The sequence below is a fragment of the Ferrimonas sediminicola genome (genome assembly GCF_005116715.1).
Taxonomy (GTDB): Bacteria; Pseudomonadota; Gammaproteobacteria; order Enterobacterales; family Shewanellaceae; genus Ferrimonas; species Ferrimonas sediminicola.
The window spans coordinates 324,864-340,524 of the sequence record NZ_SWCI01000003.1 but is presented as its reverse complement, the minus strand read 5'-3'; the positions used below and the strand labels follow the sequence as shown (position 1 = coordinate 340,524).

The 15,661-nt window shown below is 59.9% G+C and carries 16 protein-coding genes; all 16 read left to right on the top strand.

Annotated features, from left to right (window positions below; translation table 11 throughout):
* Positions 1–84 precede the first annotated feature (84 nt).
* The 16 genes from FCL40_RS07430 (at position 85) to FCL40_RS07355 (ending at position 15,603) form a co-directional block, all read left to right on the top strand.
* Positions 85–858, top strand: coding sequence for a helix-turn-helix transcriptional regulator (locus tag FCL40_RS07430; RefSeq protein ID WP_136852521.1), 774 nt, complete (start codon positions 85–87; stop codon positions 856–858).
* On the top strand, positions 858–2,237 hold the full coding sequence (locus tag FCL40_RS07425) for a L,D-transpeptidase family protein (protein ID WP_169307034.1): 1,380 nt from the start codon (positions 858–860) through the stop codon (positions 2,235–2,237). Before FCL40_RS07430 ends, FCL40_RS07425 begins: the two co-directional genes overlap by 1 nt.
* Before the next feature lie 181 nt (positions 2,238–2,418).
* Positions 2,419–2,616: a Flp family type IVb pilin gene (locus tag FCL40_RS07420; RefSeq protein WP_136852519.1), complete on the top strand. Its 198-nt coding sequence runs from the start codon at positions 2,419–2,421 to the stop codon at positions 2,614–2,616.
* A 90-nt stretch (positions 2,617–2,706) separates the two neighbouring features.
* Positions 2,707–3,243 carry an A24 family peptidase gene (locus tag FCL40_RS07415; RefSeq protein WP_136852518.1) on the top strand — a complete coding sequence of 179 codons (537 nt, stop codon included), beginning with the start codon at positions 2,707–2,709 and terminating at the stop codon, positions 3,241–3,243.
* 478 nt (positions 3,244–3,721) lie between these two features.
* Complete coding sequence (locus tag FCL40_RS07410) at positions 3,722–5,032, top strand: AAA family ATPase (RefSeq protein WP_136852517.1); 1,311 nt, start codon at positions 3,722–3,724, stop codon at positions 5,030–5,032.
* 37 nt (positions 5,033–5,069) lie between these two features.
* Positions 5,070–5,909: a Flp pilus assembly protein CpaB gene (gene cpaB, locus FCL40_RS07405; protein WP_136852516.1), complete on the top strand. Its 840-nt coding sequence runs from the start codon at positions 5,070–5,072 to the stop codon at positions 5,907–5,909.
* A 30-nt stretch (positions 5,910–5,939) separates the two neighbouring features.
* Positions 5,940–7,379, top strand: a complete 1,440-nt coding sequence (locus FCL40_RS07400) for a type II and III secretion system protein family protein (protein WP_136852515.1) — start codon at positions 5,940–5,942, stop codon at positions 7,377–7,379.
* A gap of 10 nt (positions 7,380–7,389) precedes the next feature.
* Positions 7,390–7,665 (top strand): hypothetical protein, encoded by a 276-nt coding sequence (locus tag FCL40_RS07395; protein WP_136852514.1) that lies wholly within the window; start codon positions 7,390–7,392, stop codon positions 7,663–7,665.
* A 42-nt stretch (positions 7,666–7,707) separates the two neighbouring features.
* Entirely contained in the window at positions 7,708–9,048 is a 1,341-nt protein-coding gene (locus tag FCL40_RS07390) for a pilus assembly protein TadG-related protein (RefSeq protein WP_136852513.1), read from the top strand.
* Between the two features lie 2 nt (positions 9,049–9,050).
* Positions 9,051–9,509: a TadE/TadG family type IV pilus assembly protein gene (locus tag FCL40_RS07385; RefSeq protein ID WP_136852512.1), complete on the top strand. Its 459-nt coding sequence runs from the start codon at positions 9,051–9,053 to the stop codon at positions 9,507–9,509.
* Positions 9,506–9,991 (top strand): TadE/TadG family type IV pilus assembly protein, encoded by a 486-nt coding sequence (locus FCL40_RS07380; RefSeq protein ID WP_229360288.1) that lies wholly within the window; start codon positions 9,506–9,508, stop codon positions 9,989–9,991. The genes FCL40_RS07385 and FCL40_RS07380 overlap by 4 nt, the downstream gene beginning before the upstream one ends.
* A 23-nt stretch (positions 9,992–10,014) precedes the next feature.
* Complete coding sequence (locus FCL40_RS07375; RefSeq protein ID WP_136852511.1) at positions 10,015–11,271, top strand: AAA family ATPase; 1,257 nt, start codon at positions 10,015–10,017, stop codon at positions 11,269–11,271.
* 3 nt (positions 11,272–11,274) lie between these two features.
* Positions 11,275–12,600, top strand: a complete 1,326-nt coding sequence (locus FCL40_RS07370) for a CpaF family protein (protein WP_136852510.1) — start codon at positions 11,275–11,277, stop codon at positions 12,598–12,600.
* 9 nt (positions 12,601–12,609) lie between these two features.
* Positions 12,610–13,584 carry a type II secretion system F family protein gene (locus tag FCL40_RS07365; RefSeq protein ID WP_136852509.1) on the top strand — a complete coding sequence of 325 codons (975 nt, stop codon included), beginning with the start codon at positions 12,610–12,612 and terminating at the stop codon, positions 13,582–13,584.
* Positions 13,585–13,586: 2 nt separating this feature from the next.
* Entirely contained in the window at positions 13,587–14,564 is a 978-nt protein-coding gene (locus FCL40_RS07360) for a type II secretion system F family protein (RefSeq protein WP_136852508.1), read from the top strand.
* A 13-nt stretch (positions 14,565–14,577) separates the two neighbouring features.
* On the top strand, positions 14,578–15,603 hold the full coding sequence (locus tag FCL40_RS07355; RefSeq protein WP_169307033.1) for a tetratricopeptide repeat protein: 1,026 nt from the start codon (positions 14,578–14,580) through the stop codon (positions 15,601–15,603).
* Positions 15,604–15,661: the final 58 nt, after the last annotated feature.

Sequence of the window (15,661 nt, the reverse complement as noted above, 5' to 3'; positions counted from 1 at the left end):
CAAACGCCCTGCATGTACTAGCTGTTAATACAAAGCTGTCCCAACAGAAGCACAGCCACACTCAAAAAAACCAATGGGGTAACTATGTTGACAACGGACGTGCCCAAAGTGGTGATTGCCCACTTTGCCCAACTCCCTTCGGAGCGTATTCGCAGCCAGCTTGCCGATGCCGTATCGGTGGACACCACGCCCTTCGATCAGCTTGATCATGGCGACCACCCCTGTCTCATTGAGTTCGATACCCAGAGTCCGGCCGAGGTCAGCCGTGCCCGGGAGCTCAGGCAGCAGCAACCCCGGCGGCAGATGATCTGGCTGATGCCCAGGCTCACCATCCCACTGCTCAGGCTCGCCCTGTCGCTGCGAATCGCCCAGGTGTTCACCCTGCCACTCTCCCCCTCGGAAGCGATTGAGCTGAAGCTGCTGCTCAACAGCGACTTCTATGCCCCCGGGCACAGCCAGCGCCCCACCCACCAGAAGCTGCGGTGCGTGCTGGACAGCATAGAGCAGCGGTTCGAACAGCCGTTGTCGCTGCAGCAACTGGCCCAGGAAGCGGGCATCAGTGACAGCAGGCTGTGTCACCTGTTTCGTCAACAGTTGGGACTCAAATTCAGCCTCTATCTGGTGTGCCGACGCCTGGAGGCGGCTCCGGAAGCCCTGCAGGATGAGGGACTGAATATCGCTTCCGTCGCCTACAAGCTGGGGTTCTCCACCCCGTCACACTTCTGCCGGGCATTCAAGGCGCATTACGGGATCACGCCCTCGGAGTTCAAACAGGACGCCAGCAAGGGCAAACACAGCCACGCCTTCCATCGCTACCTCCAGTGCCGCCATCCTGACGCCCATCTCCAGGAGGTATGATGAAAGGGTTGCTGCTACTGCTGCTGACTCTCTCTCTGCCGCTGCAGGCCCAGCCTTCGTGGCCCTCGCCCGGCGCTCAGGAGTGGTCTGACAGTTGGTATCAGCTGCTGTGGGATCTGGGAATCGGCGACGAGCAGCCCCAAACCCCGGAAAGGGCACAGGCACTCGCAGAGCGTTTCGTCCGGATCCAGGCCGAGCTCCGCGATACCGATCCCGCCCCAGGACTGGCCACCCTGGGTCGACTGCACTCCGGGCCGGAGCTGGCCGCCTGGGCACGCGCCCAGACTCCGGATTACGACGCCTTCAGGCGCCTGAGGGCAGCGCTTGCCCAGGAGCAAAAGCTGGCCAACCTGCCCAGACCCGACTTTGCCGCCATCTCCGGCCTGTCTCTGGGCCAGGCCCACCCTGACCTGGTCAAGCTTCGCCGCCTCCTGGCCGCCAGGCTGGGAGAAACCCTGCCCCCGCAGCTGGAAAAACGCGCCGTGTGGGACCCGCCGCTGACTGACGCCCTGCGGCGGTTCCAATCCCGGACGCAGCTGCCCGCCAGCGGTCACCTCTCCCCGGCCACCATTGATGCCCTGCAGATGGACAACCAGCGGCGCTTGGCGGCCATTCGTTTCAGCCTACGCCAATGGCTGCAACTGCCCGCCAAGATGAACGGCGACGCCATACTGGTCAACCTGCCCCACTACCAGTTGCTGGCACTGAGGGACCAGAGCATCCAGCTGGTGCTGCCGGTCATTGTCGGAGCGCCAGACACGCCCACCCCCAGGCTCAACAGCCGTTTCGCCTCGATCACCCTGAACCCCAGTTGGACACCGCCATGGAGCATCATCCGCGGCGAATTGCTGCCCGCCTACCAGCGGGATCCCCACAGCCTGAAGCGCAAAGGGTTCGAACTGATTAACCCGCGGACTCCCCAGGCAGAGCCGTTATCCTGGAACAAGGTGCCCGCCGGAGAGTTGAGCACCCTGCTATCGACCTACCAGCTAAGGCAGAGACCCGGCAGCAACAACGCCCTGGGCAAGGCCAGGCTCAACCTGGTGAACAGCCGCGCCATCTTCCTGCACGACACCCCGGAGAAAAGGCTGTTTCGCCGCTCACAGCGCGCCCTGAGTCATGGTTGTATCCGTATACAGGATATCGATCTCCTACTCGATTATCTGGGAAGAAATATTCCGCCTCAACATAGACAGAGGCTCAAGCAGGCGCAATCTGAGGGGATTACCCTGACCCAGTCAATTGGGACAACGGCCAATGTGTATATTGTCTATATGCCCGCCTGGCCCCATGGAGAACATGGGGCGACCATAGTTCCCGATATATACAACCTTATTCAAGTTGAAAAAACAGCCATTTTTAATCGCGTATCCACATGATATTAAAGAAATTTATCTCGCAAGGTTCATTTCGGTGACATTTTTCGCAACTTCAGGATAGGCGGGGGCAAAATTTCTCGACTAAGTTTAGTTCAGTGTCGAGCAACCTCTTACCCTATCGCTCGGGCACATTCCAGGAAGATAAATTCAGCTGTCAAGCTAACTGCGCGGAGATATAGTTATGTTCAAGAAAGCACTTGTAGAATTTTGGAATGACGAGAGCGGCTTGTCGGCAGTGGAATACGCCATTGCCGGTAGTCTGGTGGTCGGCGGCATGGTGATCGCGTTCACCCAGTTGGGTACCGAGGCAACCGACTCCATTGTCAATCTGTGTGACGCCGTTGATGCCGATGGGGACGGTACCTGTACCGGCCAATAATGGCCCGCGAGTACCTCGGACACTCATCATAATAATGGAGAGGAGCATGGCCCCAGGCCCAGGCTCCTCTCTTTTGCTAGAGGGGGTTTCATGGACTTAACCCTGCTGCAATGCCAATACCTGCTGACCTCCGCCGTGTTTCTGGTGGCGGTCATCACCGATCTGAAGACCGAGCGCATCCCCAACTGGTTGTTCCTGGCCAGCCTGAGCTGCGGGGTCATTGTGCAAACCCTGTTTGAGGGCTGGAGCGGGCTGCTGACCTCCCTGCTCGGCGCCCTGGTCGCGGGGGGAGTGTTGATTGTTCTCTACGCCAAACGGGTGCTCGGCGCAGGGGATGTCAAGCTGATGATCGGCATTGGCGCCATACTGGGTCCCTACATGGTGTTCTGGAACCTCTGTTTCGGGATCATCGCCGGTGGCATCACCACCCTCTCCTTCGCCTTCTTCCAGGTTGGCTGGCACGGTGTCCTCGCCAGCTTGAAGCGCTACTACCAATGCCTGATAACCCGCACCTACTTCAAACCCAGCCCCGATGAAGCGGCCGGACTCAAGGTTCCCTACGCCCCGGCACTGGCCATAGGCTGGCTGGTGATCATGCTGGCCCCGCTGACGCTCCCCGGCCTCTGAATTCCAGCCGCAGTCTGATACCAGCCTACGCAACTGGGAACAAGGTGAACACTCAGCCCCTTGTCTAGGCTTGTTATATTGACTCAGATTTTGCCAAGGATAAGTGAGGGTTAAGCCGATGCCACCAGACTCACCACAGTGTTCCGCTCAAGATGAAACCGGCCGCTCCACCATCAACCATGGTGAGACCGGCTAACGTTGAGGGAGTCCTGTGACGAACCGGGTCATGAAACTTTAGACAGCACCTCCAGAATGGATCGCCATCCGGAGGGATTGGGGAATGCGGTAAACAGCAGAGAACAGGCATGCCAAGGCTAATAAAAATGTGCCGCCAGCGGCAGAAGTATTCTCACCTGCCCCCCCCACTAAAGGTTCAAACCAACCCTGAGGCAGCCGCATATCAGGGTCAGTCAATTGGCCAGTTCAATCCATTGGGCTAATTTCACTAAAGGCATCATTGTCAGCAAAGGAAATTGAAATGAACCAGGCGATAGATCCCTCCACTTTGCCTCCGATAAAGCCCGGTGTAAACAAACCGGTCTCCCTGGCTGATGTGGGCATCTCATTACCCCTTCTTCAAAGTCTGGTCCTCAAACACCTGAGTGATGGCGACGTCCTGACACTCAATTCCCTGTCAGACAGGCTGTCACTGCCGGGCAATCTGGTGCAACAGTTGCTGGATAAATGCAAACAGGAAAGCCTGGTCGAAAATAAGCAAACCACCTCAGATGGACAGATGCGCTATACCCTGAGCCACACCGGCCGAACCCAGGCGGAAACAGCCTTCCTGAAAAGCGGCTACCTGGGCCCGGTTCCCGTTCCCCTGGACCAGTATTGGCAAGTTTGTCGGGACCAATCCAGCCGCAGACAGACCATGACCCGCCCCAGGATAGAGAGGGCTCTCGGCGCCCTGATATTGCCTCACCGGCTGATGGAGGAGATCGGCCCGGCCCTAAACTCCCGCAGGCCGGTGCTGATCTACGGCCCTCCCGGGACCGGGAAAAGCTATCTCTGTCGGCACTTTAACCTGGTCCTCGGCGACGATGTGCTGATCCCTCATGCCCTCTGCATCGGCCAGGCCATCATCCAAGTGTTCGACCCTCAGATCCATGAACTGCATGAAACCGACAGTGACGAACAGGAAAACCCCCTGCTTCTCAGCGAAGGGCACGATGCCCGCTGGCACCGCTGCCGCCGCCCCCTGCTGGTGGTCGGCGGGGAGTTAAACCGGGATATGCTGAACGTCCACTACGACAGCAACAGTCGCACCTATCACGCACCTATCGGCCTGAAAGCCAATAATGGCATCCTGCTGATAGATGACCTTGGACGACAACAAATTACTCCCAAGGAGATATTCAACCGCTGGATTGTGCCCATGGAAGAGAGCCGGGATTTTCTCTCCCTGCCCAGCGGAGAACATTTCGATGTGCCCTTCGAGCAGATACTGCTTTTCTCGACTAACCTTGATCCCAAGGAACTCGTGGACGATGCCTTTTTAAGACGCCTTGGTTACAAAATTGAATTTTCCGCCCTAGAAAAAGATCAGTTTATCGATATTTGGCGCCAAAACTGCGAAGAGTTGAAACTTAATTTTGATTCCGGCGTGTGTGACTGGATGATAAATACACTCTACGCCCGGACAGGAAAGCCGTTATTACCCTGTCACCCTAGGGATCTGCTCTCCATTGTGGCAGACCAGATCAGTTACAACGAGCTACCCGCCGTGGTTACCCAGCAGCTTATAGAGCGAGCGTGGTCGATCTACTTTGTCAGTTCGGCCCGTTAAGCGTCTCTAGGCAGCCAAGGCCAGGCCAGGAGGAGAGATGAATACCCGTTCACTGTTTTTTGTTCTGCTATCTCTGCTATTCGGCGTCGGTGCCGTGCTGCTGGCCCAGAGCTGGCTCAAGCAGCGCCAGCCGGCAGAGGGCAACCCCAGCCAGGCCCTGGTGGTCACCATGGCGGTAAACGTACCTGCCGGCACCGTGCTCGAAGCGCGGCACCTGAGCGTACAACCTCTGCCCAAGGAACTGATTCCCGACAAGGCGATCACCGAGACGGAGAAGGTGGTGGACAGGGTGGCCAAGTTTCCCATGCTGCGAGGCGACATCCTCCACCCGGACAAGCTGGCCCTGAAGGGTGAGGGCAGTGTCCTAGCCAGCCTGATCGAACCCAACAAACGTGCGGTCACCATCCGGGTGAACGACGTGGTCGGGGTCGCCGGCTTCCTGCTGCCGGGTAACCGGGTGGATGTCCTGGTGACCTATCGGGTGGGCAATCAGCGCAGTGCCTCCTCTGAAGCGATCACCGAAGTCGTGTTGAACAACCTCAAGGTGCTGGCTGTGGACCAGAAGGTCGATCAGCAGACCAACCAGCCGCTGGTGGTCAGGGCGGTGACCCTGGAGGTGTCGCTGGAGGAGGCAGAGGTCCTGATGAGCGCCCGCAGCCTGGGCAACATTCAGCTGGCTCTGCGCAACCCCACCGATGACAGCCAGGTGGAACTGGCCCAGCTGAACTCCGAGCCGGAAGAGGCCAAAGCAGAACCGAAAGTGGAGGCCAAACCACCGGATCCCGTCCCTGTCGCCCCAAGGCCGGTGCAATCCAGCAAACGCAAGATCGAAGTGATTCGCGGTACTTCACAGCAAACCGTCAGTGTCGAAAGCTGACGGCCCACAGCGAAGAAGGAAAGAGACGCTATGGCAACATCCCACACATCGCTTCTCCGTCACCTGCCCAGCCTGGGAATCGTGCTGGCACTGGTGATGATGGTGACACCGGTACAGGCGGGGGGGCCCACCTCTCTGCAGCAACAAAGTTTCCCGGTACCCATCTACAAGTCCCGTACCCTGCCCATCAAGCAGGAGGCCGCACGGGTATCCGTCGGAAACCCGGAGATCGCCGACATCCTGATCATGCAGCCCACCGAGCTCTACATCCTAGGCAAGCAGCTGGGCAGCACCAACATTCTGGTCTGGGATGAGAATGATCGCCTGGTGGACATCATCGACATCGAGATCACCCACGACCTCAACGGCCTGAAGGAGAAGCTGTACCGCTTTATGCCGGAGGAGCCCATCGAGGTTCACAGCTCCCAGGGACAGCTGGTGATTGGCGGCCAGGTGTCGAATACCGAGCGGATGACCATGGCCATGAACCTGGCCGAGGGTTATGCCATCGCCGCCGACACCAAGGGCAACCCCAGCAGCGTCCTCAACATCATGTCGGTGGGCGGCGGCCATCAGGTGATGCTGGAGGTCACGGTCACCGAGGTGCAGCGCGAGCTGGCGCGTCAGCTGGACTCCGACTTCCAGATCATCTCCGAGGGCAGCGACTTTATCGGTGGTATCCTCGGAGGGGACGGCATCATCAACGACAAGGGGTTCTTCGGCTCTTACGTCAGCGGTGACTTCCTGTTCAACTTCGCCTTGGATGCCGCCAAGCAGCAGGGGCTGGCCAGGGTGCTGGCCGAGCCCAACCTGACCGCCCTTAGCGGCCAGATGGCCGAGTTCCTCTCCGGAGGGGAGTTCCCGGTTCCGGTGCCCAGTCGCGACGGCACCTCCATCGAATACAAGAGCTTCGGTGTCGGGGTGAAATTTGTCCCGACCGTGCTGGACTCCGGCCGCATCAACCTCAACCTCAACGTCCTGGTCAGTGAGCTGAGCAACGCCAACTCTGTCGGGGTCATTCCCCAGGGCTCCACCACCGCCCTGGTAACCCCCTCCATCATCAAACGCAGCGCCGCCTCCACCGTGGAGCTGGGCGACGGACAGACCATCGCCATCGCCGGTCTGCTCAGCAACACGGTGAGGGAGAGCATCGATGAGCTGCCGGGCCTGGGCGAGATCCCGGTGCTGGGGCAGCTGTTCAGCAGCCAGGAGTATCGCAACGGTGAAACCGAGCTGGTGATCCTGGTCACCCCCAGGCTGGTACGTCCCATCATTCGGGATGACCTGGTGCTGCCCACCGATGGGTTTGTTGCCCCCTCCGACGTCGGTTTCTACCTGCTGGGTGAACTCTCCCAGCGAGACGCATCCGTCAGACCGGAGACCAACCCCAATCCGGCGGCCGAAGCCCAGGAGCCGATGCCGGCAACCGACGCCGGTGGCACTCAGAACAAATACGGTCACTCACTCTAAGGAGAGCGAAATGAAGATTGTGATTACCTCGGTGTTGGCCACGCTCCTCCTCAGCGGCTGCGCCGGAGACGTGATGTCTCAGTTTGAGCTGGGCACAGCCACTTCAAACATTAAGCAGCAGGGCATTCTGGACCCCGATGCGGTGGCCAGAAACGCCGGACGGGTCAACAGCCTGGATGGCCAGTACGGCGTGGCGGTCATGGAGAACTATCGCACCTCCACCTACCGGCCGGAAACTGCCCGAACCGAATTTAAGCAGGCAACCCTCGGGGGAGGCGACCAGTAGCGACCAGGCACGTTGAATGACTGAATCCTATAGGAGCGAATCATGTTGAGCATTGCCATCCAGTCCAAAGCTTCACAGCGGCGGCAGCGTGGATCCATTCTGGTTCTGGTCACCGTTGCCCTGCTGACCATAGTGATCATGGCGGCGATGGCGCTGGAAGGCGGCCACCTTCTCCTCAGCAAAACCCGGCTGCAGAACGCAGTGGATGCCGCGGCACTCAGTGCCGCCATCTCCCTGGTGAAGGAGGGGCATGATCACACCACCGCCCGCCAGGACGGGATCGCCACCCTGATCTCCGTCTTGAGCAACAGTGATTTCAGTGAGCTGAGGGAGGATATCGATACCGCCAGCCTCACCTACACCCAGAACCAGGTGGCGCCACAGGTGAGCGTGGAGTTCTCTCTGCAGCCCGATCCCTTTATCGTCACCACCGACGTCAGTGCCCAGTACGTCAGGGTACGGGTCCTCGATGTGCAGCTGGCCACCTACCTGGGACAGGTGCTCAACATGGACAAGTACACCGGTGCCTCGGCGGTGGCTGGTCCCAGCCTGCCCCTGGTGAACTGCGCTCAGAATGTCCTGCCGATGATGGTCTGCGAGGGGGACACTCCGGGCGAACCCTTTGGCTATCCCAGGGGCAACATCATGTCGATGAAAATCTCCAGTCAGCAGGACTCAGAGATTGGGGCGGGCAACTTCCAGCTGATCCGTCTGGGGGACAACTCGGGCGCCGCCGACATCCGCGCCGCCATGGCCGGAGAAAACAGCGACACCAACTACTGCTTCGGCGGCAGCGAGGGCGTTTCCACCGAGCCCGGCAACAACGTCGGTCCGGTGGCCACCGGCATGAACACCCGTCTTGGCCTCTACAGTAACGCGACAGTCGACGAAACCCGCCACCCCCGGGATAAGGATATCTGCGTCGGTGAAGAGCTGGATATCGATGACAACGACAACATCGTCTACTCCTCAACCGGGATGCCGGTGGACGGCACCGGCCCAACCCCGTCTCTCTACCGCTACTCCGATTACGCCGACAACTACGTGGACAACAGCATCGACGGTGGCTCCCGATACCAGAACAGCTGCGCCGCCACCGGCGAGGCCTGGGACGAGACCGGCGGTGCCAAACGCCGTGAGTTTGCCGTGGTCGTCGGTGACTGCGACGGCCTGGCCAACGGCCAGAATGACGACATCGAGTTCAAGGGATTCGCCTGCTTCTACTTTATGCAGGAGGTGATCCAGAAAGGCAACCTGGCCTACGTCATCGGCGAGTTCGTGGATGATTGCACCGGCACCGGCAACCCCACCCACGACACCAGCGCCACCGACGGCCCCTTCACCATCGTCCTCTACCGGGACCCGGACAACAAGGACTCCTGACCATGGCGAAGCGACCTGTGATGCCCAGCAAACAGCGCGGAGTGGCCGCCATCGAGGCGATGGTCACCCTGCCTCTGCTGTTTCTGCTGTTCTTCGCCGTCGGCGAACTCGGCCGGCTGCTGTACCAGTACAACCAGCTGAACTCGCTGATCAGGGATGCCTCTCGCTATGTCGCCTCTCAGGCCCTCCTCGGCTCCGGAGGCGACCAGACCCTGAAGCCGGAAACCGTGAGCACCGCCAGGGACCTGGCCCTGTATGGTAAGGTCGGCGGCACTACACCACTGCTCAGCGGCATGACCGCCGACAACATCGACATCACCCTCAATGGCGACCTGATCACCATCACCGCCACCTACAACTGGGTGCCCATCTTCAACGGCGACCTGGCGGGCAACTATGGCCAGACCCTGGACTACGGCTTTCCCCTGGTCGCCTCCATCTCAATGAGGGCAATACCATGAAGATCCCAGGTATCCGTTCGTTGAGAAGGCAAAAAGGCGTCTACGCGGTGGAGTTTGCCATCGTCGCCTCCGTGGTGTTTGTCGCCATCTTCGCCTGTCTGGAGGTGTCGCGGCTGATGTTCTCCTACAACGTCCTCACGGAGGCGTCACGACGGGCGGCCAGGCTGGCCACCGTGTGCGCGCCGGATCTGTCGGGCCCCCCTGCCGCCCCGGAGGCCTTGAAGAATCTGGCCCTATTCGACGGAACGACCATCGGCGCCGACATCTCTGCGGCCAACCTGACCATAGAGTATCTGCAGTTTGATGGCACCACTGCGGCCAGATTCGACCAGATCGACCTGGTGAGGGCCTCCATTACCAACTACCAGCATACCTTTGTGGTGCCAGGTCTGACTCTTCAGATCAATTCACCAGATTTTGTCACCACCCTGCCCAGGGAAAGCCTCGGCCGGACCCGCTTCGGGGTAACCGTATGCACATGATTGAGGGAAAGGAGTAGTCAGTTATGGACAAATCGAACACCCCCCTGTTCAAGCAGCCTTGGGATGAGTCAGAGGGCAGCGAAGTACTGAGCGGCCGCCCGGTGAAAGGCCCCAAGGCGCTGCCGGTCCCGGTGAAAGCCCTGCTGGTCGCCGGCAACCTGACGGATCAGACCGCTCTCGTCGAGGTGCTGCGCTCGACCCCCAACCTGAATCTGGACTCCTTCCCCATCAACCAGATCAACCAGGAGGTGCTGAGCCATACCCAGTTGCTGATTCTGCTGGTGCCCAACAACGACCGGCAGGCGATCACCCTGATCCAGAACTTTGCCGGGCGCTGCGACAACATGCTGATCCTGGGCAAAGAGGCCTCCCCCGAGGTACTGCGCACCGCCATGCAGTCCGGGGCCAATGACTTCATTCCCCTGGAGGCCGAGCCTGAGGAGCTGACCAACGCCGTCTACAAGGTGGCCACCAGCCTGGCGGACAGCATGAGCCTGGCTCCCACCATCGCCGTGGTCAACGCCAAGGGGGGCGCCGGCGCCAGCTTCCTGGCCGCCTCCATTGCCGACGAGTTGGCCCAGAGGAGCAGCAGCAGGAACGTCGCCCTGCTTGACGGAGACCATCTCCATGGCAGTCAGATGCTGCTGCTGGACAGCAAGCCGCAATACTACTTCCACGACGCCCTCACCCAGGTTGAGGATCTGGATGACACCGCCATCACCGGCCTGATGAGCCAGATGGGCAACATCCACCTGCTACCCACCCTGCCCTTCAGCCAGATGGACAGCGGCTGCTTCCAGTTCCAAAACCTGCCAACACTGATGTTCAAGATCCGCACCCACTACAGCTCGGTGACCGTGGATCTGTCCAGGGGGCCTGATCACTGGTCCCTGCCCATCCTTACCGATGCCCAGCACATTCTGTTGGTGATTCAGGACAGCATCGCCTGCCTGAGGGATGCGGCAACGGCGATTCGCTATTTCACCATGCAGTTGGGGATTCCCAAGGAGCGGATCCACATCATCTTCAACCGTTACACCCCCTCTCGCAGCCAGATCAGCCTCGCCGATGTCAAAGAGACCGTGGGGATCAACTCTGTGTACACAGTGCGCAACGATTTCAAACGGGTCAGCGCCTGTGTGGATGAGGGAAAACGACTGTCGGAGTTTGCCGCCAAAGAAGCGATTACCAAGGACATCAAGGCGATATGCGACGACCTGCTGCCTCCGGACGATGACAGTCAAAAGGCAAGCCTGTGGGACAAACTCTGGAGACGATAAGATATGGATGTGACTCAAAGCGGCAATGACATCAGCAAGAAACTGCTGACCGAGCAGGAGAACATCATCAAGAAGGAGCTGCATGAACGCCTGATGCAGCTCCTGGATGTCTCACGACTGGAGGCGGTGTCGGAAACGGAAGCCCGGCAGCAGATCGCCAAGATATGCAACGAGATCCTCTACGAGAACCCTCGCCCCATCAATCTCAGCTCCAGAGAGAAGATCATTAAGCAGATCAACGATGAAGTTATGGGGCTGGGTCCGCTGGAAACCCTGCTGGAGGACCCCACCATCTCCGACATCCTGATCAACAGCTACAACAACATCTTCGTCGAGCGTTTCGGCAAGCTGGACAGGGTACCGATGCAGTTCAATGATGACCAGCACCTGCTCAACACCATCGACAAAATCGTTTCGGGCGTCGGCCGCCGGGTGGATGAGTCCAGCCCTATGGTGGATGCCCGGCTCAAGGATGGCAGCCGGGTCAACGCCATCATCCCCCCCCTGGCCCTGGACGGTCCCAGCATGTCGATCCGCCGTTTCACCGTAGATAAGCTGACGGCCGAGCAACTGGTTCATTTCGGCTCCATGACCCAGGCGATGTCCGACGTCCTCAACGCCGTGGTGATGGGCAAGCTCAATGTCCTGGTCTCCGGCGGTACCGGCAGCGGAAAGACCACCCTGCTGAATATCCTCTCCGGCTACATCCCCGCGGATGAACGGATCATCACCATCGAAGACTCGGCGGAACTGCAGCTGCAACAACCCCATATTGTCCGGCTGGAAACCCGGCCGGCCAACCTGGAGGGGCGGGGCGAGGTCACCCAGAGGGATCTGGTGAAGAACTCGTTGCGGATGCGTCCGGACCGAATCGTGGTGGGCGAGGTCCGTGGTGCAGAAGCGATGGATATGCTGACCGCCATGAACACCGGTCACGAAGGCTCGCTGACCACCCTGCATGCAAACTCGGCACGGGATGCCCTGAGCCGGCTGGAAAACATGGTATGCATGGCCGGCTTCGACGTGCCGGTCAAAAACATCCGAACCCAGATCGCCTCCGCCATCGACATTGTTGTGCAGCTGGAGCGTCAGGAGGATGGCCGGCGCCGCATCGTCTCCATTACCGAGATCAACGGCATGGAGGGCGACGTCATCACCATGTCGGAGATCTTCGGCTTCCAGCGCCAGGGGCGCAGCGAGGATGGCCAGATTCTCGGCCAGTATCGCGCCAGTGGCGTCATCCCGGGGTTCCACGAGACCCTGGCCAAGAAGGGGATCGTCCTGCCCTTCGAGCTGTTTGGCGTCGACAACAACATGGACATTCTCTAGGAGGCCGCCATGAGCATCGAACTGATCTTCCTCGGTTGTGTCTTCGCCGCCGTGCTGCTGCTGTCGCAAGCCCTGTTCCTGCCGGTCTACCGTCCCCAGCGCGGTGACACCAGGGTACTCAAGGAGCGCCTGAAGCAGTTGGCCAGGGAAAAAGGGGATGATGGAGAGGACCTGTCGCTGCTCAGACGAAACCGGCTGCAGAAAGCCTCCTCCCTGGGCCGGCAACTGGAAACCCTGCCCTTAATCCAGAACCTGTCGTTCAAACTGGAGCAGTCCGGCTCAAAGTACCTGGGCCACCAGTACCTGGCCATCGCCCTGTTTACCGCCCTGGTGCTGACCCTGCTCTGCTGGCTGTTTACCAAGGACCTGCTGTTCTGCGCCATCAGTGCGGTGCTGACCATAACCCTGTTCCACATGAAGCTGAACCGGGACTTCGACAAGCGCATGGAGGAGATCGAGGCGCAGTTTCCCGAAGCACTGGACATCCTGCGGCGCGGCCTCCAAGCCGGTTACGCCTTCTCAGACTCCATCAAGCTGGTCTACGAGGAGATGGAGGGGCCGCTGGCCTTCGAATTCAAGCTGATGTTTGCCGACATCAACTACGGCAAGGACACCAAGCGGGCCCTGCTGAGGTTCATCGAGCGGGTGCCGTCCGTCTCCGCCATGGCCTTCTCCTCCGCCGTCCAGGTACAGAAAGAGACCGGGGGCAACCTGGCGGAAAACATGAAGAACCTGTCGCGGATCATCCGCCAACGCTTCGCCTTTAAACGCAAGGTGAAGTCGATGTCCGCCGAAGGCCGGATGGCGGCCTGGGTACTGGTGCTGATGCCCCTGGGGCTGTTCGCCTTCCTGTTCCTGACCTCCCCCAACTACGCCAGGGAACTCACCGACACCCCCGACGGCAACAGATTGCTGGTGTACGGCGCCCTGGGCATGCTGCTGGGGACCTATTGGATTGGCCGGCTGATACGGATTGAGGTGTAAACATGGAATACCTGTTAAACCTGATTAACGAGCAGCTCAACAACCCCACCTACTCCCTGTACGTGGTCTACGGCATTGCCGCCGCCGCCGGGGTCACCCTGGCCATCGGGGTGGGTCTGCTCCTCAGTGGTCTCTACTCCCCCACCCGCAAGCGCCTGGCCCAGCTCAAGATGCAGGAGGGCCCCCAGGTGGCGATGGGCCAGGACTTTGACGAGTCCCTCGAACATGGTCTGACCGGCAAGAAGCACCAGAAGCTTATCGGGCACTTTACCTTTGGTAACGATGACACCCGCAAACGCCTGATTCACGCCGGCTTTCACTCCAACAGCGCCCTGGCCGTCTACAACGGCTGTCGCATCCTGCTGTTCATAGCCGTGACCTTCGGATCCATGCTCCTGCTCAAGGCGTTTCCCGACGCCTCGAGAATCATGCTGTTCTACGGGGTCGCCCTGATGATGGGCGGCGCTTTCATCCTGCCCTCGGCGATCCTGGACAACCTGGCATCGAGGCGGATGAGGAAGCTCAAACAGGGATTTCCCGACGCCCTGGATCTGCTGGTGGTCTGCTGCGAGGCGGGCCTGGGGCTGTTGGCGGCCCTGAACCGGGTGGCCACCGAGATCCGCCTGAGTCATTTCGAACTGGCCGAGGAGCTGAACCTGGTATGCCAGAAGTGCCGGGCCGGCTTGCAGGTCAGCGTGGCCCTGAAGGAGTTCGCCGACCGTACCGGCCTGGAGGATATCCAGGGGCTGAACGGCTCCATTACCCAGAGCATGCGCCTGGGCACCGGCATCGCCGAAACCCTGAGGGTGTACTCCGAGGAGTACCGCGATAAGCGCATCCAGGCGGCGGAGGAGATGGCCGGGAAATTGGGAGTAAAGATGATGTTTCCCATGATCTTCTGCATCTGGCCCTCCTTCTTCATTGTGGCCATTGGCCCGGCGATGCTGAAGTTGATGGAGGTTTGGGATGTGGCTTTTTAAACAAGGACGAACTATGACAGCAATCCGACTCATTCCGGCGCTGGCTCTCTCCCTGATACTCACCGGATGCGCCAGCGCACCGAATCCAGAACCGCCTGCACAGGAGAGCAGCGCCCAGTTGGTCACCAAGGCGCAGGCGGCGGTGCAGAGACGGCAACTGGACGATGCCCTGGCCTACTACCTGAAAGCGCTGGAGCAGACGCCCGGGGACGCGGAGATCCTGATGCAGATAGGGGAGGTCCAGACCCAGCTGGGCCACAGCGACTATGCCCTGATGGCGTTCACCGATGTACTGACACAGCAACCGGACAACGTCCAGGCTCTCACCTCCCTGGGCCTGCACAAACTCAGCGCCGGAGACAACCCACAGGCGCTGATCTACCTGCAGAAGGCCGCGGATCTGGACCAGATGAGGCTGCTGACGCTCTCCCAACAGGTGATCGTCGGTGACAGCACGCCACTGCATCCCCTGGACGACACATCACCGCTCAGATGTTACAACGCCCTGGGAATTCTCAAGGATCTCGGCGGCAACTACCCCGAGGCCAGGGAGTATTACCGCCTGGTGCTCGACCGAGCCCCCGATGCGGCTAATGTCCTGACCAACATCGGCTACTCCTACTATCTCGATGGCAACCTGAGACAGGCGGAGATCAACCTGAGACAGGCGGTACAGAAGCAACCGGACTTCAAGCGAGCCTGGAATAACCTCGGGCTGGTCTATGCCAGGATGAAGCACTACAAACGCGCCCTGGTGGCCCTGAAGCGAGTGATGCCCGAGGCCGACGCCCTCAACGATCTTGGCTATTTCGCCATGCTGGAGGGGCGTTATCAGGATGCCCAGGAGCTGTTTTGGCGCGCCATCGACGCCTCGCCCACCTATTTTGCCAAGGCCCAGGATAACCTGGAAAAACTCAGCGAGCTGCAGGGAAAGGCCACCGCCGCCACCCACCACTATCGCCCCGTCAGCCTGCTGATGGAAGCCAATTACAAGGCGGAGATCTCCGCCGACCAGGCGCCCTCGCCAACCAAACAGTGACCACATCAGTCCCCAGGCCCGGCCCTGGGGACTGACCCGGATTCAGATTTCTCCCCAG

Coding starts and splice junctions, on each gene's coding strand:
- FCL40_RS07400 (WP_136852515.1), top strand. CDS start 5,940: ATGGCAACATCCCACACATCGCTTCTCCGTCACCTGCCCAGCCTGGGA.
- FCL40_RS07420 (WP_136852519.1), top strand. CDS start 2,419: ATGTTCAAGAAAGCACTTGTAGAATTTTGGAATGACGAGAGCGGCTTG.
- FCL40_RS07395 (WP_136852514.1), top strand. CDS start 7,390: ATGAAGATTGTGATTACCTCGGTGTTGGCCACGCTCCTCCTCAGCGGC.
- FCL40_RS07385 (WP_136852512.1), top strand. CDS start 9,051: ATGGCGAAGCGACCTGTGATGCCCAGCAAACAGCGCGGAGTGGCCGCC.
- FCL40_RS07380 (WP_229360288.1), top strand. CDS start 9,506: ATGAAGATCCCAGGTATCCGTTCGTTGAGAAGGCAAAAAGGCGTCTAC.
- FCL40_RS07410 (WP_136852517.1), top strand. CDS start 3,722: ATGAACCAGGCGATAGATCCCTCCACTTTGCCTCCGATAAAGCCCGGT.
- FCL40_RS07430 (WP_136852521.1), top strand. CDS start 85: ATGTTGACAACGGACGTGCCCAAAGTGGTGATTGCCCACTTTGCCCAA.
- FCL40_RS07370 (WP_136852510.1), top strand. CDS start 11,275: ATGGATGTGACTCAAAGCGGCAATGACATCAGCAAGAAACTGCTGACC.
- FCL40_RS07375 (WP_136852511.1), top strand. CDS start 10,015: ATGGACAAATCGAACACCCCCCTGTTCAAGCAGCCTTGGGATGAGTCA.
- FCL40_RS07425 (WP_169307034.1), top strand. CDS start 858: ATGAAAGGGTTGCTGCTACTGCTGCTGACTCTCTCTCTGCCGCTGCAG.
- FCL40_RS07415 (WP_136852518.1), top strand. CDS start 2,707: ATGGACTTAACCCTGCTGCAATGCCAATACCTGCTGACCTCCGCCGTG.
- FCL40_RS07390 (WP_136852513.1), top strand. CDS start 7,708: ATGTTGAGCATTGCCATCCAGTCCAAAGCTTCACAGCGGCGGCAGCGT.
- FCL40_RS07360 (WP_136852508.1), top strand. CDS start 13,587: ATGGAATACCTGTTAAACCTGATTAACGAGCAGCTCAACAACCCCACC.
- cpaB (WP_136852516.1), top strand. CDS start 5,070: ATGAATACCCGTTCACTGTTTTTTGTTCTGCTATCTCTGCTATTCGGC.
- FCL40_RS07365 (WP_136852509.1), top strand. CDS start 12,610: ATGAGCATCGAACTGATCTTCCTCGGTTGTGTCTTCGCCGCCGTGCTG.
- FCL40_RS07355 (WP_169307033.1), top strand. CDS start 14,578: ATGACAGCAATCCGACTCATTCCGGCGCTGGCTCTCTCCCTGATACTC.